Annotated in this window: 18 protein-coding genes; 1 reads left to right on the top strand and 17 read right to left on the bottom strand. The window is 44.4% G+C overall.

Features of this window, described 5'->3' with window-relative positions:
* Positions 1-15 precede the first annotated feature (15 nt).
* From ACU1JV_RS15830 to metH, 15 genes are all read right to left on the bottom strand, one after another.
* On the bottom strand, positions 16-2,100 hold the full coding sequence (locus ACU1JV_RS15830) for a hypothetical protein (protein ID WP_058829636.1): 2,085 nt from the start codon (positions 2,098-2,100) through the stop codon (positions 16-18).
* Positions 2,090-3,925 (bottom strand): ATPase, T2SS/T4P/T4SS family, encoded by a 1,836-nt coding sequence (locus tag ACU1JV_RS15825; protein ID WP_058829637.1) that lies wholly within the window; start codon positions 3,923-3,925, stop codon positions 2,090-2,092. Before ACU1JV_RS15825 ends, ACU1JV_RS15830 begins: the two co-directional genes overlap by 11 nt.
* Positions 3,925-4,782, bottom strand: coding sequence for a hypothetical protein (locus ACU1JV_RS15820; RefSeq protein ID WP_058829638.1), 858 nt, complete (start codon positions 4,780-4,782; stop codon positions 3,925-3,927). Before ACU1JV_RS15820 ends, ACU1JV_RS15825 begins: the two co-directional genes overlap by 1 nt.
* Entirely contained in the window at positions 4,779-5,492 is a 714-nt protein-coding gene (locus ACU1JV_RS15815; protein ID WP_058829639.1) for a hypothetical protein, read from the bottom strand. Before ACU1JV_RS15815 ends, ACU1JV_RS15820 begins: the two co-directional genes overlap by 4 nt.
* 22 nt (positions 5,493-5,514) lie before the next feature.
* Positions 5,515-6,492, bottom strand: a complete 978-nt coding sequence (locus ACU1JV_RS15810; protein WP_025675960.1) for an SAF domain-containing protein — start codon at positions 6,490-6,492, stop codon at positions 5,515-5,517.
* A gap of 45 nt (positions 6,493-6,537) precedes the next feature.
* Positions 6,538-8,031: a serine/threonine protein kinase gene (locus ACU1JV_RS15805; protein ID WP_165080731.1), complete on the bottom strand. Its 1,494-nt coding sequence runs from the start codon at positions 8,029-8,031 to the stop codon at positions 6,538-6,540.
* Between the two features lie 180 nt (positions 8,032-8,211).
* Complete coding sequence (locus ACU1JV_RS15800) at positions 8,212-9,270, bottom strand: SAM-dependent methyltransferase (protein WP_090739187.1); 1,059 nt, start codon at positions 9,268-9,270, stop codon at positions 8,212-8,214.
* A 22-nt stretch (positions 9,271-9,292) separates the two neighbouring features.
* Entirely contained in the window at positions 9,293-10,066 is a 774-nt protein-coding gene (locus ACU1JV_RS15795) for an ABC transporter ATP-binding protein (protein WP_025675962.1), read from the bottom strand.
* Positions 10,063-10,377, bottom strand: a complete 315-nt coding sequence (locus ACU1JV_RS15790) for a thioredoxin family protein (RefSeq protein ID WP_058829641.1) — start codon at positions 10,375-10,377, stop codon at positions 10,063-10,065. Before ACU1JV_RS15790 ends, ACU1JV_RS15795 begins: the two co-directional genes overlap by 4 nt.
* Positions 10,374-10,712 (bottom strand): cyclic-phosphate processing receiver domain-containing protein, encoded by a 339-nt coding sequence (locus ACU1JV_RS15785; RefSeq protein ID WP_058829642.1) that lies wholly within the window; start codon positions 10,710-10,712, stop codon positions 10,374-10,376. The genes ACU1JV_RS15790 and ACU1JV_RS15785 overlap by 4 nt, the downstream gene beginning before the upstream one ends.
* Positions 10,713-10,787: 75 nt before the next feature.
* The gene (locus ACU1JV_RS15780; RefSeq protein WP_172800008.1) at positions 10,788-11,636 is read right to left on the bottom strand and encodes a deoxyribonuclease IV; all 849 of its coding nucleotides are present in this window, start codon (positions 11,634-11,636) and stop codon (positions 10,788-10,790) included.
* On the bottom strand, positions 11,626-12,444 hold the full coding sequence (locus ACU1JV_RS15775) for an Fpg/Nei family DNA glycosylase (RefSeq protein WP_058829644.1): 819 nt from the start codon (positions 12,442-12,444) through the stop codon (positions 11,626-11,628). Before ACU1JV_RS15775 ends, ACU1JV_RS15780 begins: the two co-directional genes overlap by 11 nt.
* A gap of 67 nt (positions 12,445-12,511) precedes the next feature.
* Complete coding sequence (locus tag ACU1JV_RS15770; protein WP_058712056.1) at positions 12,512-13,339, bottom strand: TIGR01457 family HAD-type hydrolase; 828 nt, start codon at positions 13,337-13,339, stop codon at positions 12,512-12,514.
* Between the two features lie 485 nt (positions 13,340-13,824).
* Positions 13,825-14,757 carry a ribonuclease Z gene (gene rnz / locus ACU1JV_RS15765; RefSeq protein WP_040103578.1) on the bottom strand — a complete coding sequence of 311 codons (933 nt, stop codon included), beginning with the start codon at positions 14,755-14,757 and terminating at the stop codon, positions 13,825-13,827.
* Between the two features lie 79 nt (positions 14,758-14,836).
* Positions 14,837-18,277, bottom strand: a complete 3,441-nt coding sequence (metH, locus tag ACU1JV_RS15760) for a methionine synthase (protein WP_040103577.1) — start codon at positions 18,275-18,277, stop codon at positions 14,837-14,839.
* Between the two features lie 281 nt (positions 18,278-18,558).
* On the opposite strand from metH, the gene ACU1JV_RS15755 reads away from it, so the two are divergent.
* Positions 18,559-19,101: a 1,2-dihydroxy-3-keto-5-methylthiopentene dioxygenase gene (locus ACU1JV_RS15755; RefSeq protein ID WP_013371490.1), complete on the top strand. Its 543-nt coding sequence runs from the start codon at positions 18,559-18,561 to the stop codon at positions 19,099-19,101.
* Between the two features lie 99 nt (positions 19,102-19,200).
* Here the strand turns inward: ACU1JV_RS15755 and ACU1JV_RS15750 are convergent, their stop codons facing one another.
* Positions 19,201-19,995, bottom strand: a complete 795-nt coding sequence (locus ACU1JV_RS15750; protein WP_172800014.1) for an HAD family hydrolase — start codon at positions 19,993-19,995, stop codon at positions 19,201-19,203.
* Positions 19,996-20,152: 157 nt separating this feature from the next.
* Entirely contained in the window at positions 20,153-20,662 is a 510-nt protein-coding gene (locus tag ACU1JV_RS15745; protein ID WP_413986237.1) for a hypothetical protein, read from the bottom strand.
* Between the last annotated feature and the right edge of the window lie 83 nt (positions 20,663-20,745).

Raw genomic sequence — 20,745 nt, 5'->3', positions numbered from 1 at the left:
CATCATTGAATTTACTTACTGAATTTTTTGTATTTGCTCATAATAGCTATCCATTTGAACAAAGCTCATACCGATCAGCGGAATCACCAAATATAAAAAGATAAGACCATACATCGGGGCAAAACCAATCATCCTCCCCCAGATTGCCTTGCTGTCTATTATTTTTTCATACTCCTGTTTTCTTTGTTCAAAATAGTAGGTCATCTGGGATTCCAAATCATCAAACGCCTCTCTAATGGTAATTTTCCCCAAAGATAAATAAAGCTTGTCCACCAGACGTTGAAATTCCGGCAAAGGTGCTTCTTCTTTCAACAAATCGAGAGCTGCCTCTGGTCCATGTTCATAATGAAGCAGACATTTTTGCAGAGGTCTTTTGAAGATAACTGAAAATCTGTTCAGCCACTCCAATATTTCCTCGACAGACATTCGTTCCATAACCCGTAAAATGGAAATAACCGTTTGAAACTGATACACCTCATGCTTCATGTCCAAATAACGCATTTTCCGTTGCAAATATAATAAAAGCATGGGCATTTGGTAGGCTACATACCCAGCAACTATACTAATCAGTACTTCCCACCATTTGATATATTCTTCATTCCAATCTTTCAGCTTTTGGAGAATTCGTTGAGTATTTCTGGATAGCTGCTCTGGAGTAGCTGTGCCATTAGCATAGTGTTCTAAAGCAGCGTACGCTCGCTCGTATGTGCTATCCGCTTTCATGTACAACGTTTGCATGATTTTGCGGTCAATCTCACTCTGCTTCAAAGCTTCCTTTTCCTCTATCGGACTTAAACGTCCAAACATTTGACCCGATTGTACTGGTGCGTGAAGGATATGCGTTTTTTCAGCTTCATGTAAAATAAATATGGTGCTGATACTAAGCACTAATCCTAAGATAAAAAGAGCAATTCTACGTATGTAGAGCCACTCAAGCTTTACCTCCGCACCACTTTCCTTTAATAGTCGGGTTATCTGGGAATAAGATGTCATATGCTGCCGGGGAATTAAAGAATCCACCATATTACGAATGATGGGCAGACGATATAACTTCTGCTCCCACACCCTCCGCCCTTTACCCGCACGATATCCTGTCTCGTCCGACTGTTGCAGTTTCTGTAACAGAAAGTAGGATAGGATGATAACAATGTAAACGGTCAATTTTGTGATATAACCCAATTTCCCCTGATAAAACTCATCCATGGATGGAAAGCTGGATCTCGCCCATCTCTCGATTGGGGTAGTAAAGAAAACGGGAGCCAGTGCGATCACGTTTAAACTTTTTAGTAGGTAGTCCAGTTTATTTCTCCGCAGTAACTCCAACTGGATTTCACGTGCAAGACTGCTTAGCCCCTTTAAATAAATGGAACCACCATCCTCAACCCGATCACCAAACTCCATTACCATATACGAAATACCAGCAAAGGCTTTTAAAAACCGATTTGGAGCTGATTCATAATATCTTTCGAGTGCCTCGTGCGGATCAGCATCTGTCAGCGCCTCATGGATGAGCCGTGCATGTCTTCCAGCCTCTGCTCCTGCTAAATCGGCCGCTTCAGATATGGATTCTTCTACCATACCGTGCTGATGATAGTGATGACGTACATTGGCGAACAATTCGATCATTTGAGAAAGTAGCCTTTTTTCCATTTGGCTAGTGGCCACATCTATAACAAGACTGTTGATTACCACTCCACATAAAACGGCCAATATAGCAAACTCTATTCCTGGTTTCATCATCAACAGCACAACGCCGCTGCAAACAAAAGTACCCCAGCTGAACAGTATCATCTTCATGGTCTGCAGACGAAGCTTATACTCATCGTATGCATGCTGACCAGCTAGTCGCTTACGTACACTTGTGATGTATCCAGATGTGATAGGGACCCTCATACACAGCGTATACAATTTATGCATTAAAGTTTGAAGTTCCCGTTGAAGTACCGCTTTTCCCTTTCGTGCTTCCTGTACAGAATGAATTCTACCTCTGCGAACTGCATAGCTCTTATGCTTATGCAACCCATACAAAACTGTATATAGAACTGCAAATCCCACACCTGATATAAGCAAAACCCACAATAAAATTTCTTTAAGACTCATAGTCTTCCTCCCAATAACGGGTCAAAAAACTGCAGAAATCTGTAGCATCCTTAGCATTCATTTGCTCACACATTTCTTCTACGCTTTTAGCTGTCAAGGGCTTCATTGGTATATAGCTTCCATTTCGATATTCCATAACATGGCGATAGCTATAGCTCGATGAAGCATTGGGACCTACATCCGTATGCTCTGGATTACGCGGTACACATTCTGTGATCCGTTCGATATAACGCCGCCCTTGCGCATCACGCTTGAGATGCACATCAAAATTAATGACATGCACTACCTGTTCTTCAGCAATGCCTTCATGCTGAAATACTCCAGTTTTGAGCAGTGAATTACGAAGCGAAAATACAAGATCGCGAAATGTTTTAGCATGGTGAGTAAAAATAGTGAACAGACTAGCAACCTGCGACATTTGAATCATCCAAGCAGCTACTTCATCACTCGCTACTTCACCTAGAATATTGACGGTTCCATCTGTTTTTTTCTGCAAGTCAAGACCTTGTTGTCCTGAAATATGATCTGTTTCTCGAAAGGTAAGAATATTACGGCGACTGTAGATGTTGCGTAGATGCAGCTCAAAGGCCATTTCCTGAACGCGAAGCGTATACGAAGCGTAAATATGCTTGACCATCGCCATTAACAATGTTGTTTTTCCTGAACCCTGCGCACCTGTAATTGCAGTAATCCGACTGCCTTTCATTAGATAAGATAATAGCTGGATTGGAAAATCAGCGTTTTGTCCCCTAATTAACTGTTCCAGCGAAGCGCTTTGAATATCAAACTTACGAACAAAGAAAGCCCATGATTCAGAGAAAGGCGGGCGCACTACTACTACCCGTGATCCATCCTTCATTTCGTTGACCTTATAACCATTCGCTTCAGAAAGCTGTCCTGGATAATTGTATTTGTAAATATTTTGACATACCCTTTTAAGCTCACGTTCCGATCCGAAGGAAAGGAATGAAAGATGGATAGTTTTACCTTTGTAGAAAATCCACACACTCTCATATCCATTTGTAGTAGGCGCAGAGGTTTGTTCAAATACAAATCCATCTGAAGACCAATGTGGTGATGAAGGAATCCCACCTTCCGGCACACCACTGACACCCCCGCTTACACCATCGATCTTCTGGTCACGAATATCATCAATGACAGAAAAGCCTTTATAATTTTGATAAATCCGCTGCACAATAATATCCACTTTCTCCATAAAGGAAAGGGGACGGTATTCACAGTCATAGATATAGCGGATATCCTCTGTTGTTACGAAATAGCTTCCATCCTCTTCACCTTGCTGTGAATACCTCATTTCGGCTAAGTCATAAGTATCCAGTAAACGTGATAGTGCATCCGCGCCAAACTTCTGCTGATATTGGTAAAAAATAATTTCGAATTGATCCTGTGTGCTAAACAACTCAGGTCTGGAGAATGGCATAATTGTATCGGCGATTTTCTCGTTCAAACCGTAACCGTTTATCAGAAGCTCACTCATCAGATTTTTAACAAAACGTTTATCTCCACTGCTGCCATTGGCACAGTCCTTTAACGCCCTTCGTAGTTCCGCCCTTTGATGGATACGCCGCCTATATTCCTCTTCATGTAATCCGGCATCTGCCATCTGGCTGTGACTTAGTTCATGAAGCGCATTTTTGATATATTCTATCAATGTTTCGAAGGTGGCTTCTTCGTTCTTTGGTTCTATCCGAAGAGCTGAATGTTGCGAGTGAAGATTCCCTCGATATTTAACAATAATCAGTACGATGCACAACAACACAATGCAGGTAACAATTAACCCGTTGATCATATGAGCGGACAGCATTAAGCGCCCCTCTCCAAAGCCTTGAGCCGAAGATCGGACTCTACCGCCTCCAGAATAGCTTTGCTAATCTGCCGTACGCTCTGCGCCCATCCTACAGACATAAAAAGCTTGCGTTGCTGCTCTTTTCCACTTCGCACCTCGCGCTGCACATGGCCAATCACATCCCTGCGGTTCCATGCGTCCATAAATTCGGTGCTATAAGGAACTGTATACAAAGTACCCTTGTAGCCATATCTCCTGCGTATGTTCGCTTCATTCGCTTGTGAATGCACATCATATTTTCCAAGGACAATTAATAAGGGTAATGACGAATATGTGGATAACGGAGACACAGATTCAAAATAAGCGTCCAACTCACGCATATTCTGAGTGAGCGAAAGAACAGCCAGTTTGGCTCGTGCACATGCTTCATGCTGTACAGCCCCCCAGCCTCCCCCACTCCCTGCATCAATCAGCGTTAAATCATAATATTGATTCGCTGTATCAATTACCACCCTTACAAGATCAGGGGAAAGTAGCGGCGGTGCAGCTCCAAAGCCGGAGGTTCCCTCAAGTACATCCAGAGTGTGTTCTAACACAGGTATTGTATAGTTACGAATATTTTCTCTAGACAGCGTCCCTCTCAGAACTAAACGTGAAACAGCCTCCCAGCCCCCTTCCTGAATCTGTAGACTCGGATCGTCCATGGCGTACTCCTGTATAGGAAATCCTGATTCAATACCGGTATGCCTACGGCCTAAATGAGTCAATAATAGTCTTCCTCTATATAAATTACCTATGGTAATTGCTATTGCTGCCGCTAAAGAGCTACTCCCACTCGCTCCCTTAATTGGACTCCAAAATAAAATGGTGCTCATGCTCTCCTCCTTTCCGCACGCTTTAGCGCACGACGACTCTCTTTTATCTCCCAACTCATCCATTCTCCAATGCAACGGCACAATTCTCTCTTATATATTCTGGATAGAGGTTTTAGCAGAAGCTGTTTTTTATGCTCATTTTCCAGCTTTAGAGCAAGCTGACCCTCATCCCATGGCAGTACATACGGCTCTTGCTGCCATAAGGCAGGAAAGTGGTTCATGTATTCCCACAAATACGCTTCCTCTACACCACAATCCACTGCATGTATAAATAGCTTGTGAAATACAAGATCTTTGGGGAATCCAGCTTGGTCAAACAAATGCTCAAGCCAATTCTGTCCGTTGTGCATTAACATGTGGCTATAATCACTGACCCAAACTCGCAGTTCTGCCGTTTTCCAAACAGAAATTGGACAAAAATCAGGCAGCTCTACATCCAAAATAACAATGTCATAAGTCTGTTCTTCATTTTGATCAGCCAGCATATCGATATGCAGATCTTCCCATGCTGTAAATCCAATTGCCACATCGAATCCACAAAACTGCGTAATGGGTAGTGGTTTATCAAGCATTCCTATGCTATACCGATACCGTCCCCGCAGTGTAGCGTCCACAAGCAGTACCTGTTGACCGGAAGCTGCCAATACGCTGCTGATGTATAATAAGGTATCGCTTTTGTCACAAAGACCGGCAAATATCCATGTTTTCATACTTCCGTTCCTTTTCTCTCATTTATTTGGCATACGGGTCAGAGCTGCCGCCCTGCGTTAGAATCTTCGTTTGTTCTTTGTGATCCTGTTCCTCACTCCCTGTATCATCAATTCCGCTTGCTGCATCTTCAATAGCTGTGCCCGCATGCTGAGCTGCAACCTCCTCACTTAGAACTCTTTCCACAGGTGTTGAAATCACATTGTTTGATGAACCAATCGCATTTTCTAGAGAATCTCGTAGCTGCTTGGACAGTTTTTGTTCAGCAACACGGACTAAATTCGGATCACTATTCATTAACGCTAACACCTGCGCATTTGGCGGATAGGTCGGGATTGCCTTGGGCTGAAATTGGGGATCTACATATGTCAGAGCATAGATGGATGCTTTATGCAGATAGGCATCTACAATAGCACTCGAAAGCGATAGTATTTCCTGCTCATTCATAGTAACCCATACGATTGGGCCTTCCAGTCGGGAAATCTTCTTTTTGGATAATAGAATGTAATCCTGACCTGTTGGAAATTGAATGCGGATATCTACTTCGTCCCCTGACTTCAGGCTGCTGGGCAGTACCACCACTTTTAACTCACGGTTGCGTAGATCCTTAGGTGTCGGTTCATTAGCAGTAATCATAGCCGATGTAAGCACAGATCCTTTTTTTAGTTCTATCTTGGCTGTAGTGCCGGAAACTTCATTTTTATTTGCCAATAAATTAGACGGGGCTTGAGAACCAGGAACCTTAATTCCCTTCAAATCATTAGATGTAATCTGCTCGCCTGGTGAAATGTCACGAACAACCGCCCAGCCTGTTTTGGCGGTCCGTTGCTCTTGTTCATACAGTTTCCATTTCTGCTCTGCCTCCACCTCTGCCTGTTTCCTGATCTCACTCATTTGATGGGTATTCAGTATAAGGTAGCTCACAAAGATCATGCCTACAATTCCCGCGCCAATACAACCTGCGGATAGTTTTTGTTTGCTGCTTTTTCTTAGCTTGGACACACAGCTTCTCCCCTACCTCTTTTTGATATATACATGTCTATTTATTTAGTGCTGCCGTTTAAGGAATCCGAAACGTTTTTTCCGGGTGTCTGTAATGACTCCACGAAAAAGCTCATCCAATACCTGATCCATTTCATCATCCTGTTCGAAGGGGTCTGAGTGGAACGGCAGCGCAAATACTTTATCGTGTTCTAGCTCCTTTCGTAACCTGCGGACAGCCTCCGAGGATGCCAATGGCAAGCAGTAATTCCATTTGTGTTGCGGATGACGCTGAAGAGATCGGGCTAAGCCCGTTATATCCTGAACTCTCCATTCGGCTCCTGAGCCAACAACTAGCGGGTAATCAGCTCTCAGAAATTCTTCCAGTCGTTCATTGTCCTGCCCATTCCCCAAGTCCAGTACGATAAATCTGTAGGAGCCGCCCAGCAAAGAAATGACATCCGCACGAGATGTTTGCCGCCAATAATGGACTCCATCGACTTCAAAACGCCGACTTGAACTCGCTTGTCCAACAGGTATGCCTTCCACGACTTCTTGCAGTCGGGCGAATGCCTTAGCTGTACTATGTAGCTCAACCAAGGCTACAGAGTGGGTCCTTCGAGCCAAGTAGTGGCTCACCGCAATTGCTGTGTGCGTAGCACCGGAGCCGGAAGACACGCCCAGCACAGCCACTACCCTTGTTCCAGCATAATCCATTGAAGCATTACTCATAGATTTTCCTGGTTGAGCAGACTGAAAATCAGCACTGCGCCTCAGTTCTCCAATGACCTCCTCAGCAGACTGAAATCGTTCCTCAGGATGATGCCGCAGCAGCTTTCGAATTATCGGAATCAAATGTCGAGGCAATTCCCCACGAATATACCCTTCAACTCCTGCAGTCCACTCGCTATATTTACCACCTGTACATAGATACAATAGTAACGCCCCCAGACTGTACAAGTCCGAACGAGCATCCGTCTGTCCTGTTCCATATTGCTCTGGGGCAGCGAAGCCTACTGTGCCCAGCTTTATCGTATCCTGATCCAGCTCGGACTTATAACTCCTCGCTATCCCAAAATCGATCAGCTTAAATTCCATTTCTGGTGTCAGCATAATATTCGCCGGCTTGAGGTCCCGATAAATGACTGGTAATTGACGGGTATGCAAATAATCAAGTACATCCAATACCTGCAGAGCGAGTGGAATGATTTGTTCCTGTGGTATATAGCCTTGGTATCCCCTCATGTATGCTTCCAGCGTAATTCCTTCGATGTAGTCCATAACCAGATATACCGCACCAGATGAAGGATACTCAAAAAAATCAACAATTCTCGGTAAACGTGGATGGCTTAGCGAAATCAACATTTCGGCTTCCGTCCGTACAATCTTCATTATTTTTGGATCGGCAATCGACTCCTTCACCGCCCAATGCTTGCCCGGCAGCTTTAAATCTTCGGCCATGAACACGCGGCTCATGCCTCCCGAACCTAACGTGCGAATTATTCGGTAACGCTCACCGACAATTGACCCGAACTCTAATCGTGATGGTTGATTCATCATTCTCTTACCTCCCTTCTAAAAGCAGACAACGCAAAAAAGGGAAAGCCACCGCAAAATGAAGTCTTCATGCTGACATGAAAACAATTTTCGCGGGATGCTTTCCCTTGATTTAACACAATTATTTTTTTAAAGGAACAATTTGGCTTTATTATATAGCACACCTGTATCTATTGTAAAGAATTATTTTCCATACTTGATCATATACAGGGTAATCTCGTCTCGGTTATGGAAAAGCTGCTTAGCTCGCTGAATCTGCATGCCGGACTCCTCAAATGAAGCAATCACATCATGAATGAGCGCCAAGGGCTTTTTATGCATTAGCTTGACTGTTACGATAGCCGTACCACCACTCCGCAAACTATATAGTAAATCAGTAACGAGCCTTGCCATCTGTTTTGGGCTCCAGCTCATATCACAAACCAGCAGATCGAACGAATTTTCTTTAAATTTGACTTCACTTGCATTTTTACGCAAAAACGTCAGATTGGCGTACTTCATCAGCGATGGCTCCATCTTGGCCGGATCAACTGCTGTAACTTTCAGTCCACGCTCCAGCAAAAAGGAAGTCCATCCACCCGGTGCTGCCCCAATATCTAGTCCCTGATGGAAAGCGCTAAAATCAATACCGAACGTTGCTTCTGCTTCCAGTAGCTTGAATTTGGCACGAGAGATCTGTCCGTCTTCCTTCTGAAAACGAACTGCACCTCCACTCCAATCCGATAGGTTGTCCTGAGGATGTGATACGCCTGCGTACCACGTATCCGTATCTGCAAAAACGGACACAATAACATCGGCACCTTGTACCACCAACTCCATAGGTAGATCACTTAATTGTTCACTCAAAGCCAGCTTGAGCGCACCTGCGCTTTCAGTCCAACTGCTATTAGTTCCTTTGCGTACTTGCAAAGAAACACGTTGATCTATCAGTTCCCTGCGGTTACGGATAAATGCAACCAGACGCTCTTGCACTTGAACCAGATCCGTTCCTTCCTCCTGAAAATGAACAGGAAACAAGTGGCGAAGAAACATTGGTGGCTGGCCTGTAATCGTCCTCACTGTTTCAATTTCTCCCGCGGGTAGTGTTGCTAAAAAAATTTCACCAGGTAGAAGCATTGTACTTTTTACAGACCCAAATAATCTTCTAAGCTCCTCTTGAGCATAGGGTGCAAAACCATGGTTGGCCGTACAAACAAATCTTGATGATGACAAAGCGCATTCACTCTGTTCATCTGTATTCATGTATAGTTCTTCCAAAATAACGTTACCCTCCAGTGCACACCCGAATCCAGGGACGTTCACCATCCCATTCCAGCTCAACTGGAACTTCATAAGTGTGCATAATCAATTCTTTCGTTAAAACTTCTTTTTTCGATCCAGCAGCTGCGACTTTGCCATCCCGAATCAACGCAACATGCGTAAAAAGAGGGACAATCTCCTCAATGTGATGAGTTACATAGACCACTGATAAGTCTCGCTTGCGAAGCCGATCAATCTCGACCAACATCTTTTCCCGTTCAAATAAATCCAATCCGGCACAAGGCTCGTCCATTATCAGTAGGCGAGGTTCAGCCATCAGCGAGCGGGCCAGCATTACCTTTTTACGTTCTCCTTGCGATAATGTGCCCAACGGGTGATGAATCAGATCGCCTAAATTCATACCCTCCAGAAGAGATACGGCTTTTTCTTTTGCCTCCGTCGGAATCTCCTGATAAAAACGCAAAAAAGCATACGCACCTGTAGCCACCACTTCCCAAACGGGATCTTTTAGGGCCAGCTTTTCCAATAATGTCTGGCTAATGTATCCGATCTGCTTGCGAACTTCTCGCACATCACATTGACCATACGTTTGCCCAAGCACTTCAACCGTACCACGACTTGGAAACATATACCCTGTCATCATTTCCAACAATGTTGTTTTACCGGAACCATTGCGACCCAGAATAGCCCAGTGTTCACCTTCTCGTATTTCTAGGCTTACATCGTCCAGGATACGTTTTTCTTCCCGCTGTAATGTAATGTTCTTCATGGATATCATTCCATCACGCTCCTTATCCTGCTCAGCAAGTGTCCTACAGATTCCATTTTGTAGATGATTTCAGGATTTTTGTTTTCACCATTATATATAAGAAGCGCGGGGACGCTGGAAATCCGATACTCCTGAACCAGTTCAGGAATATAGTTAATGTTGCTCTGCACCACTGCTCCTTCGGGGAGCAAATGCTCTGCTACCTCTAACATTCTACGGGCAGCCGCGCATGTTCCGCACATGGGAGTGTATACAAACAAAGCCAGCTTGCATCCTTCCCATATGGCATGGCGCGCCTCTTTTTGTCCGATCTCTTTCATCGCTTAGACTCGTTTAGGATCTCTTGCATACGCACCTCAGGAATCGGCCCGTTATGCACAGTGACTCCCTCCGGCTTATTCGCATAAAGCAGCTCATACATGGCTCGCCGCCCCTGCGGACTGGAGGAATGCAAGTAAATTTCACGCGGATATAACTGTTTACTTGCAATAGCAGCAGCTACATCCTTTCCCGTCGGTTGGCCTGGACCCAAATCATAATCTAACGACAGGATCGATATAGGGTATTCATGAAGCAGAAGCAGACACTCATCCGCGTCCCTTGCCAGTTTAAAACCTGGAGGACAAGGTCGATAATCATCCATAAACAAATACACCAACTTCTCCTCCTTCTTCCCAAAAAAGTAAGCTTACACCATTCTCTAAGATCACTATTATCTATTTAAAATAATTCACTCCCAGCTTTGAATCATTTGAATGTCCTCCTGATGTGTCCCATCAGGTCCCGCCTCACTCTCCAATACGACGGGAATACCTCTTACAGCTTCTTGTTCTGTTATCCAGCGCATGCCCTCAGTACCAATGAAACCTTGCCCCACGCGCGCATGTCTGTCTTTTTTAGAGCCGTACGGGTATTTGGAATCATTCAAATGAACTCCGCACAGTGCTGGCCAATAGCCGAGACGGTCCCCTTTTTCAAGCAAAGCCTCGTCCATTCCACCGTTCCACAATCCTGCTGCATACGCATGACAAGTATCCAGGCAAAATCCGATGCTGCCAGGATCTCGACACAACTGGCGAATTTGAACCATTTCCTCCAGCGTGGTTCCCATGGGACCGTGATCCCCAGCCTGATTCTCAATTAATATTTTAGCATTTCCCTGCCAGCCTTCCAGCACATCATTCAGACAGTTAATAATATTACGATAGCCCTCCAGCGGGTCTGACGAATGCATATGTCCAAAATGAACAACTATCCCATTTGATCCACAGGCTTCAGCAATATCCAGATCATTGCGTAATGAAGCAACCATCAGTTCATAAAGTTCCTGACCGCGTTCGCGACCATGAGCTGGATTCACGGGATATGGCGAATGAGCAATAGATTGAAGCTGGTGCTCTGAGCAGTAGGCTTTACAAGCAGCAGCATCTATGGAACTCCATTCCTTCAGCTTGAGACTACGAGGATTTTTCGGAAAATATTGAAATGAACGTCCTCCTTGCTCTCGTGCACGTATAGCAGCTTTGGAAAAGCCACCACGCGTACTCACGTGAGAGCCGATAAGCAATTTAGGCATCATGCTGCTGCACCGGGCAATAAAATGCTTTTTTTCCCGCCAGCTCGACTCTTACAATTTTCCCACCGCTTGGAGATTCTTCTCCTTCACGGTCATATACTCGACACTGATGATCAAAGCCACCTGTTAGCGTGTCTCCCTCCATTAGAGGCATTTCCATATAACCGCCCTCCGCAGTAGCTTCACGAAGTACGGATTGAGTAGCATGATATAGCTTTTCCACTTTTTCTGGAGACTGTACAATATTTTGTACCTTGGAACCCGGTGTAAATCCGGCGATATAAGCAATTTCGTCCGAGTAGCAGTTTCCAATCCCCGAAAAAACCTGCTGATTTACCAGTGTTGTTTTCAAAATTCCCCGTCGTCCTTTTAGACGTGCTGTAAAATTCTCCAACGTCATACGACGGTCTAACGGATCTGGTCCCAGGTCTGACAAAGCTTCATCTGTTTCTTTAGCCGTCAGCAAGTGCAGATAACCTAAGCGCAGTCCGATAAAATAAAGCTTCACTCCGCTAAAATCCAATTCGATCTGAATCGTACGGTCTGGACGTTGCTCCTCCGTTCCCAGATACAACAGTCCTCCCAACATTAGATGAAGCACAAGTCGTTTACCCGTGTTTAAATGAAAAATCAAATGCTTACCCCGACGCTCTAAATATACAACGGTTGTACCCAGCAATTGCTTCTTAAAGGTTTCCACTTCAGTATTAATGGACTTTTCGCGGCTAACCGTCACTCCAGTAATCGGAATGTCCAAAATTTGTTTTGACAATAAGATTCTGTAGTTTTCCATTTCAGGAAGTTCCGGCATATCAACATCTTTCCTTTCGTAGCTACATAGCTTTTAATTCTCGCAAATTTCTAAAACATATATTTTTTTATGACTTCAGCTCTTCTTTCATCCATTCCTGCAGTTCGTCCAAATTTTCAAACATCAGGTCAGGTTTCACTCCAACGGCACGAATATGTTCATCCATATTAGCGCGAGTCGTCACGCCCGACAGAATCAAAGCTGTCTTACAACCTGCTGCTGCACCTGCCGCAATATCTGTAAGCATATTATCGCCCACAACCAGAGCTTCATCCGCTCTAATGTTCAAGCGATTCAGTGCATAATTCATTAGCACGCTTGAAGGCTTGCCGATGACGATCGGTTTGACCTGTGAAGCAGCTTCAATGGCAGCTCCAATTGTACCTGCACCTGGTGTAAGTCCGTCATGCGAAGGCAATTGTAGATCCGGATTTGTCAAAATAAATGTGGCTCCCTCACGAATCCAACGCATGGCAGCTGCCAGCGTTTCATATGTAAATTGACGATCTATCCCCTGTACCACATAATCAGGATGGTTCTGAACAAGCTGCAAGCCAGCCCCCGTGAGTGCCTCGCGTAATCCCGTTTCACCAATACAATATACATGAGCTCCAGGGCTTTGCTGTGCAACATATTGTGCAGCTGCTAACGCTGAAGTATATACTTCATGACTAGCTGCTTCAATTCCCATACCAATCAAATGCTCAGCCACCGATTCGGGTGTACGTGAAGCATTGTTTGTGACATATGCATAAGGTATCTGCTCTGAGCGTAATCGGGAAATGAACAGATCCGCACCCTTGATCATCCGATTACCATGATAAAGGGTTCCATCCAGATCAATTAGTAACGATTTTATCGTAATCCCCTCCCCCACTTCAATTTCATACATCATAACCTTGAAAATAATAATTCACCCCATGAATGGTGTTATCCTTTTTATTTAACCACCTGAATGACTCAGGTCATTAAATAATCGGTCATTTCCACTCATCTCATCTATCTTAAGTCAAAAATGCTCATGAAGTCCATGAATTGCTGGTAAACCATCCAAAATAGCGTCAACCCTCGCTAAAAGCCGTCGCTTCCCCATAGCATAAGATCATTTCTTCGTCGAATTCCATCGAAGATGCTACGTCTTCAAAGAAAATTTCCTGTATTTCCTGGGCATACTCAAGCAACTAAATCCTTTAAATTCGATATATAGAAACTCAAATATGACATACCTCCATATGTGGTAGAACAATTTCATTCATCCTCATACTGATACGTCTCACCTCTTGTCGCATCCTGCGCTTTCCCGGAAAATAATTTCTAGTGAAAAAGAAAAGCACCGGAGCAAGCCCCGGCACCTAAGCACATACCTTTCTCTCCAATCGTTTATTGACCGATATCAGGTACCGGTAACAACACATGCTGCTCCGCAAGCAATGAATTGGGGAATAGGCTTCGCGCTTCCTCCAGCAAAGGCTGAAGCTGCTCTTGATCTTTATACCTAGAACTAAAATGCGTCATAATTAACTGCCCCGCGCCTGCGGCTTTGGCAGCTTCCGCTGCCTGAAGCGCCGTACTATGATGATACTCGTACGCCGTATCCGCCAGATCATGCAGAAATGTGGCTTCATGAACGACGACAGTTGCATCTCGTGCCAGCACTACTGTATTCGGACAGGGTCTCGTGTCACCTAAAATAGTGACGATCCGCCCTTTTTTAGGTGAACCCAATACATCCTGAGGATTCAGAATAACTCCACCCTCTACTTCCACACTTTCTCCACGCTTTAATTTACCGTACACTGGGCCAGGCTTGATCCCGTATCGCTCCAACAGTTCTTGGTTGAGCTTACCGGGCTTATCCATCTCTACAATTCGGTAGCCATAACTGTCGATCCGATGATCCAGCAAAGCGGATTCCACCCGAAATTGACCATCATCGAACAGGACCCCGCCCGTATGCTCCACAATATGTAGTTGGTAATTGATACGAGATTGGCTGATCCCTAAAGATAGCTCAATATATTGTTGAAGCCCAGGCGGTCCATATACAGTCAGAGGTGCCGTACCCCCCTGATATGCCCTACTCGACAAAAGGCCCGGCAGACCAAAAAGATGATCCCCATGCAAATGAGTGATAAATATTTTTTCAAGTCTGCTCAGCTTGAGCGGCGAACGCAATACTTCCTGTTGAGTGCCTTCACCGCAGTCAAACAACCACATGCTTCTTCGTTCCTCCAGTAAACGAAGAGCAATGGATGTTACATTTCGCTGAATTGTAGGTACCCCTGCATTTGTACCGAGAAAATATAATTCCATGACATTTACCTTCTTCCTGCTGACCAGCAAAAAACCTCCGAAGCTCGGAGGGTATTTGCTATCCCATCTGATAAAGGTGTTAAACCTTTTCGACGTTAAAATACTGCGCCTGAGGGTGGCTGAACACCATGGCTGATACTGAAGCCTCCGGTTCCATCATAAACCCTTCTGTTAGCTCAACGCCAATGTCCTCAGGTTTTAACAATTGGAACAACGGTCCCTGATCCTCCAGATCCGGACATGCCGGATAACCAAAGGATACCCGTATACCTTGATATCTAGCGCCGTGCCGCTGTTTCATCGTCATATCGGCTGGGTCCGGGAAGCCCCAGCTATCCCTGATAATATGGTGAAGCCGTTCTGCTAGCCCTTCTGCCACTTCGAGCGCTACTGCTTGAAGTGCGTGTGAGCGCAGATAATCTCCTTTTTCTTTCCACTGGGTAGATAGCTTTTGTATACCATGACCAGCGGTAACAACCATGAAACCTACATAGTCCATAACCCCTGATTCCACAGATTTCAAAAAATCAGCCAGACATAGATAAGGCTCTACCTGCTGACGTGGAAACGTAAATGTGTGCAGTACCTTGCTTACATCCGACGGATCATAGATTAGAATTTGGTTTCCTTGGGACTGAGCCGGGAAGAACCGATACATAGCACTCGCCTGAATAATTCCGTCTGTAACAGCTTCAAACATAATGCTGTCCACGGTTTCCTTCAACTGAATCGCTTTCGAGTCCCTCGAAGCTAGCAGTTGCTCTACATTCCCTTTTAAGCCAAGATGATGTCCCATCAGCATCTGCATATTCACATAAGGCAGAATATAGTTCAGTGGATAGTTACGCAGTACATGGCGATCCGTATCCGGTGGGATATAGACGGGCAAATCCTGAGCAATGTTAGAGCGTACAGCCCGAGTTAGCTTAGGGAGCGGCTTGGCCTCCACTACCGTTGCCGCTTCTGCCTCCTGCTCAGCCTTCATGTCCTCGGCCATTTTTTTACGGGACTCAGGGTCCATAAGCTTATTGGCAATATCCAGGCCATCCATAGCATCTTTCGCGTAGGCTACCAGTCCATCATACTCAGGACGAATACGATTTTTAGTAAACTTACGCGTTAAGGCAGCTCCACCAACCATAATTGGAATATCAATGTTCGCATTTTTCAAATCCTGCGCGGTTAGCACCATTTGTTGTGCCGATTTAACAAGCAGACCGGACAGGCCGATCATGTCAGCCTTTTCTTCACGATAAGCCTCAATGATGCGTTCTGGTGGTACTTTTATACCCAGATTTACAATATGGTAACCATTGTTGGATAGAATAATCTCCACCAGATTTTTACCTATATCATGCACATCACCTTTGACCGTAGCCAACAAAATCTTACCTTTTACCGAGGATTCATTCTTCTCCATGAACGGCTCTAAATAAGCCACGGATGCTTTCATTACTTCAGCGCTTTGCAGAACCTCTGCAACAATCAGCTCGTTGTTGTTAAACAGACGTCCTACTTCTTCCATCCCTTTCATTAGCGGTCCGTTAATAATCTCCAGAGAAGAATATTTGGCGAGAGCTTGCTCCAGATCCGGGATCAGTCCCTCCTTACTTCCCTCCACTACATAGGAAGCCAGCCGTTCTTCGAGCGAAAGGTTTGATATCTTCTCTTTTTTCTCCACTTTCTTGTTACGAAAAGCTGCTACAAATGCAGATAAAGTATCGTCATTTGTATTATAGATCAGATCTTCCGCCAATTTCCGTTCATGCTCGGGGATAGATGCATAGCGTTCAAGCTTCTCTGTATTTACAATTGCATAATCCAGTCCCGCTTTGGTGCATTCATACAAATAGACAGAATTGAGCACTTCACGACCCGCTTCCGGTAAACCAAAGGATACGTTACTGATGCCCAATATGGTATGAACCCCAGGAAGGGCTTCTTTAATGATACGTATGCCCTCAATCGTTTCCTTAGCCGAACCGATATATTGTTCATCCCCTGTTCCTACTGGGAATACGAGCGTATCAAAAATGATATCCTCCGCTGCCAGACCGTAACGGTTCACCAACAGATCATAAGAACGTTTAGCTACCTCAAGCTTATCCTCACGCGCAATTGCCTGTCCACGTTCATCAATCGTTCCGACAACAACAGCAGCGCCGTATTTATGAATAATAGGAGCCATTTTCTCAAATTTTTCTTCACCATCCTCCAAATTAATGGAGTTAATAATTGCCTTACCTTGCGAATATTGAAGTGCTTTATCGATAACTTTAATATCCGTGGTATCAATCACCAATGGTACTTTCACCTTGTTTACAACCAGTTTCAAGAACGCTTCCATATCAATCATTTCATCCCGGTCCGGATCTTGCACACAAATATCAATGACATGTGCTCCGCTTTTTACCTGAGCGCGGGCAATTTCAGACGCCTCTTCATATTTGCCTTCTACGATCAAACGCTTGAATTTCCGGGAACCCAGAACATTTGTTCGCTCACCAACCATATACGGACGATTATCCTGTTCAATATATACTGGTTCAATGCCTGATACGGCAGGAGGATGATGACCTACGAGCTGGCGAGGCTCAAACTGCGCCATACTTTCACTCATTACTCTTATATGCTCTGGTGTAGTACCGCAACAGCCTCCTGCAATATTCAACCAGCCTTTTTCAGCGAAAGCAGCCATTTTACGAGCTAATGAATCCGGCGATTCATGGTATTGACCATTTTCATCGGGCAAGCCCGCATTTGGATAACAACTAATAGCTGCAGAGGACATTTCAGACAAAGAACGAATATGATCACGCATAAACTCTGGACCTGTAGCACAATTCAGTCCAATCGAGATTGGGTTTAAATGTTCGAGTGATATGCAGAAGGATTCGATATTTTGTCCGGCCAACGTTGTTCCCATCGGTTCAATCGTGCCAGAAATCATTAACGGAAGCTCAATCCCTGTCTGCTCAAAAGCCTGACGAATTCCAATGCTGCCTGCCTTAACGTTAAGCGTATCCTGTGAGGTCTCCAACAGAAGAACATCCACCCCGCCTTCAATAAGCGCCAAAGCCTGCTCCTGATAGCTTTCAATCAGCTCTACAAATGTAACACCGCCTGTGACAGACAAGGTTTTCGTGGTTGGACCCATAGCTCCTACAACAAAACGAGGCTTGTCCGCAGTGCTGTATTTATCCACCGCGTTACGTGCCAGTTTGGCCGCCACCAGATTAATTTCACGGGCACGTTCTGGTATATCGTAATCCGCCAAAACGACGGATGTTGCTCCAAATGTATTCGTTTCAATCAGGTCTGCCCCGGCCTCCAAGTATGCTTCATGAATCCCTTGAATGACATCCGGTCTCGTTAAGACCAACATCTCGTTGCAGCCTTCCAACTCTTCTCCACCAAAATCAGCGGGAGAAAGGTCTTCCTGCTGAATCATAGTACCCATAGCCCCATCAAGAAGGAGTATTCTTCGTTGTAACGCATCCTGCAAGCTAACTTTATCCAAAATTTCTTCACCCCCGCAAAACGTTAAATCCTAGTTTAGCAGAAACCGTATCATTTAGATAGATTGAAGTAAAAACATACGTTTTATGCAGGCTATTCTTCTTCATAAACGACTTAGCTGATCTATTTTTGTAGTATGCATCGTTATAGACGAACGTCTTTAAACTGTATCGTTTAGCTATAGTCGTTCCCATATAAATGTTTCAGCCTGTATTGTGCAACTGGATAAGACATGGTATTCTTTATACAACATTAATCCAAGTGGAAAAGAGGGATTTATATATGGCAGAAATTTTTATACGCAATACGAATGAGCGAATTAGTGGTGAAGAACAAGTACGTGAATTTTTGGAGAGCCACCAAGTATTGTATGAACACTGGGATGCTTCCAAGCTGCCAAGGGAGCTGCAAGAAAACTTTACTCTGACAGATGATCAAAAAGCCGCTGTTCTTAAAACATTTGAACCTGAAATCAAGGATTTAGCCGCACGTCGCGGATATAAAATATGGGACGTTATCACCTTATCTGAAGCAACGCCGAAACTGGACGAGCTGCTGGCCAAGTTCGAGCAAATTCACACCCATACCGAGGATGAGATCCGTGCCATTGTTGCTGGTAAAGGCATTTTCATCATTAAAGGCTCTGAAGAGATCGGCTATTTTAATGTAGAGCTTTCACCAGGTGACGTTATTTCCGTACCTGAAAATACACCTCACTTCTTCACTTTAATGGAAAATCAAAAGATCGTCGCAGTCCGCTTGTTCATCGAAGAAAATGGCTGGATTGCCGAACCGTTCGAAGATCCAACATTCACTACAGCATAATTAAGATCTATGGTGTCAATAAGGAAAACTCCCTCCGCTCTGTAGCATATCGAGCGAAGGGAGTTTTCTTGATACTTGTTTTAGAAAACTGTAGATTTCTCACTTTAAAGATTGAATAATTCCATGCAACTCAGACAAATGCTTGATTTGGAACTTCGGCTTGATTTCTGTAGTATTGGTTTTAGCGTTCCGATTCACCCACACCGAATGTACACCAGCTGCCAAAGCCCCTTGAATATCAGTCGTCAGCTTATCTCCTACCATTAAAGCTTGTCCAGGTTCAATTCCTAGAAGGCCCAAAGCATGCTGGAATATAGAAGGATCAGGCTTGCCCCGACCAAAAGAACCTGAAATAACAACATGATCAAAAAAAGGAGCCAATTGAGGAACTCCATCCAGCTTCTCCTGTTGTAGATCAGGGGAACCATTTGTCAGCAATAACAGCTTGTATTGCCCCTTCAATTGTTCCAGAATCTCAAACGTTTCTTCATATACATGTGCACGTGCACGTCTTTCCGAAGCAAATTGGGCAGCTAGCTTTTCCGCCAACTCCTCATTATCTATCCCCAGTTGCTGAAGCCCTCTGCGCCATGATTCCTTACGATAAGCAGGAGCCAACTGTTCCAATTGGCGGAATTCAGGTTGCTCACCTGCTGTAAAATTCGCCCACAGTCCTTCAAACGGATTAATGCCAATCATTTGAGTAAAACTAAAGGTTTCATAGGACTCATACAAAGCGCGCGCTTCCTTGCGTACGGCTTCTTCCAGCGTTTTCGGATCAGCGCCTGTTTCTCGGGAGCCTGTTTGACACGCTGCATCAAATGCCTCTTCTACACTACGTTCATCCCACAGAAGGGTATCATCAAGATCAAACATTATCGCCTGAATCGTCATATGAATTATCCACTCTCTTTCCACTGTATATGTAAGCTTGTCTGTTTGGTCACGAATCAGATCGTTATGTGTGCCCATATTAAGCAAGTGGCCGCACCATGTTATATGAAAAAATAACATCATACGGCCTTACTTACAGAGCTACAGGCTAAATCGGTTATTTTTTATCTACCTGTATCTGATTGGATAGTGCAAACTTTTCAAGACGCTCTGCGATGGCATCCGTATCGTAGCGTCCCAGTGATTTTGTAAAAATAAAATTACCGCCCTTCCCTTTTCTTTCAACGGTAACGTAACCCTTTTCAATTTTGATGGCTTTCATGTCCCCTGCCGTCATCGGCCGTTCTCTGCCACCTTTTAACATATAGAGGGTATCTTTTCCCACTTTTAAATAAGGACGGCGAATGTAGAAGATTACAGCCAGCATCAAGTACAAGCCAAATACCAGCCAGTCCATTCCCCGCATGCCCGTCTTAGTCAAAAAGTAACTCATAAGCATGTACAATACAGCAAGACCAGCCAGCATGATTGGCACAGTAATATTACGGCCACGGAAAATGTCCATTGCTGAACCTGCGCCGTTAATGGTTTGAATGCCTTGTTTCTTGCGCGTTTTATTTAAACGCGCTGTGTTTTTACGTACTTTTCTTTCAAATGATCGGGCCATCTCTCAATTCCCTTCCCAATAAATATTACATTAAAACAACTGCCTTAAAGCTGATCTATATAGATACCAGGAAAGATACCTAA

Source organism: Paenibacillus sp. T2-29 (assembly GCF_052921365.1).
This window is presented reverse-complemented; position numbering and strand designations above follow the sequence as displayed.

What these genes read in the sequence shown, in the direction of transcription:
- ACU1JV_RS15830 (WP_058829636.1), bottom strand. Translation starts at nt 2,100, where the DNA reads ATGAGTCTTAAAGAAATTTTATTGTGGGTTTTGCTTATATCAGGTGTG.
- ACU1JV_RS15825 (WP_058829637.1), bottom strand. Translation starts at nt 3,925, where the DNA reads ATGCTGTCCGCTCATATGATCAACGGGTTAATTGTTACCTGCATTGTG.
- ACU1JV_RS15820 (WP_058829638.1), bottom strand. Translation starts at nt 4,782, where the DNA reads ATGAGCACCATTTTATTTTGGAGTCCAATTAAGGGAGCGAGTGGGAGT.
- ACU1JV_RS15815 (WP_058829639.1), bottom strand. Translation starts at nt 5,492, where the DNA reads ATGAAAACATGGATATTTGCCGGTCTTTGTGACAAAAGCGATACCTTA.
- ACU1JV_RS15805 (WP_165080731.1), bottom strand. Translation starts at nt 8,031, where the DNA reads ATGATGAATCAACCATCACGATTAGAGTTCGGGTCAATTGTCGGTGAG.
- ACU1JV_RS15800 (WP_090739187.1), bottom strand. Translation starts at nt 9,270, where the DNA reads ATGAATACAGATGAACAGAGTGAATGCGCTTTGTCATCATCAAGATTT.
- ACU1JV_RS15795 (WP_025675962.1), bottom strand. Translation starts at nt 10,066, where the DNA reads ATGATATCCATGAAGAACATTACATTACAGCGGGAAGAAAAACGTATC.
- ACU1JV_RS15790 (WP_058829641.1), bottom strand. Translation starts at nt 10,377, where the DNA reads ATGAAAGAGATCGGACAAAAAGAGGCGCGCCATGCCATATGGGAAGGA.
- ACU1JV_RS15780 (WP_172800008.1), bottom strand. Translation starts at nt 11,636, where the DNA reads ATGATGCCTAAATTGCTTATCGGCTCTCACGTGAGTACGCGTGGTGGC.
- ACU1JV_RS15775 (WP_058829644.1), bottom strand. Translation starts at nt 12,444, where the DNA reads ATGCCGGAACTTCCTGAAATGGAAAACTACAGAATCTTATTGTCAAAA.
- ACU1JV_RS15770 (WP_058712056.1), bottom strand. Translation starts at nt 13,339, where the DNA reads ATGATGTATGAAATTGAAGTGGGGGAGGGGATTACGATAAAATCGTTA.
- rnz (WP_040103578.1), bottom strand. Translation starts at nt 14,757, where the DNA reads ATGGAATTATATTTTCTCGGTACAAATGCAGGGGTACCTACAATTCAG.
- ACU1JV_RS15755 (WP_013371490.1), top strand. Translation starts at nt 18,559, where the DNA reads ATGGCAGAAATTTTTATACGCAATACGAATGAGCGAATTAGTGGTGAA.
- ACU1JV_RS15750 (WP_172800014.1), bottom strand. Translation starts at nt 19,995, where the DNA reads ATGACGATTCAGGCGATAATGTTTGATCTTGATGATACCCTTCTGTGG.
- ACU1JV_RS15745 (WP_413986237.1), bottom strand. Translation starts at nt 20,662, where the DNA reads ATGGCCCGATCATTTGAAAGAAAAGTACGTAAAAACACAGCGCGTTTA.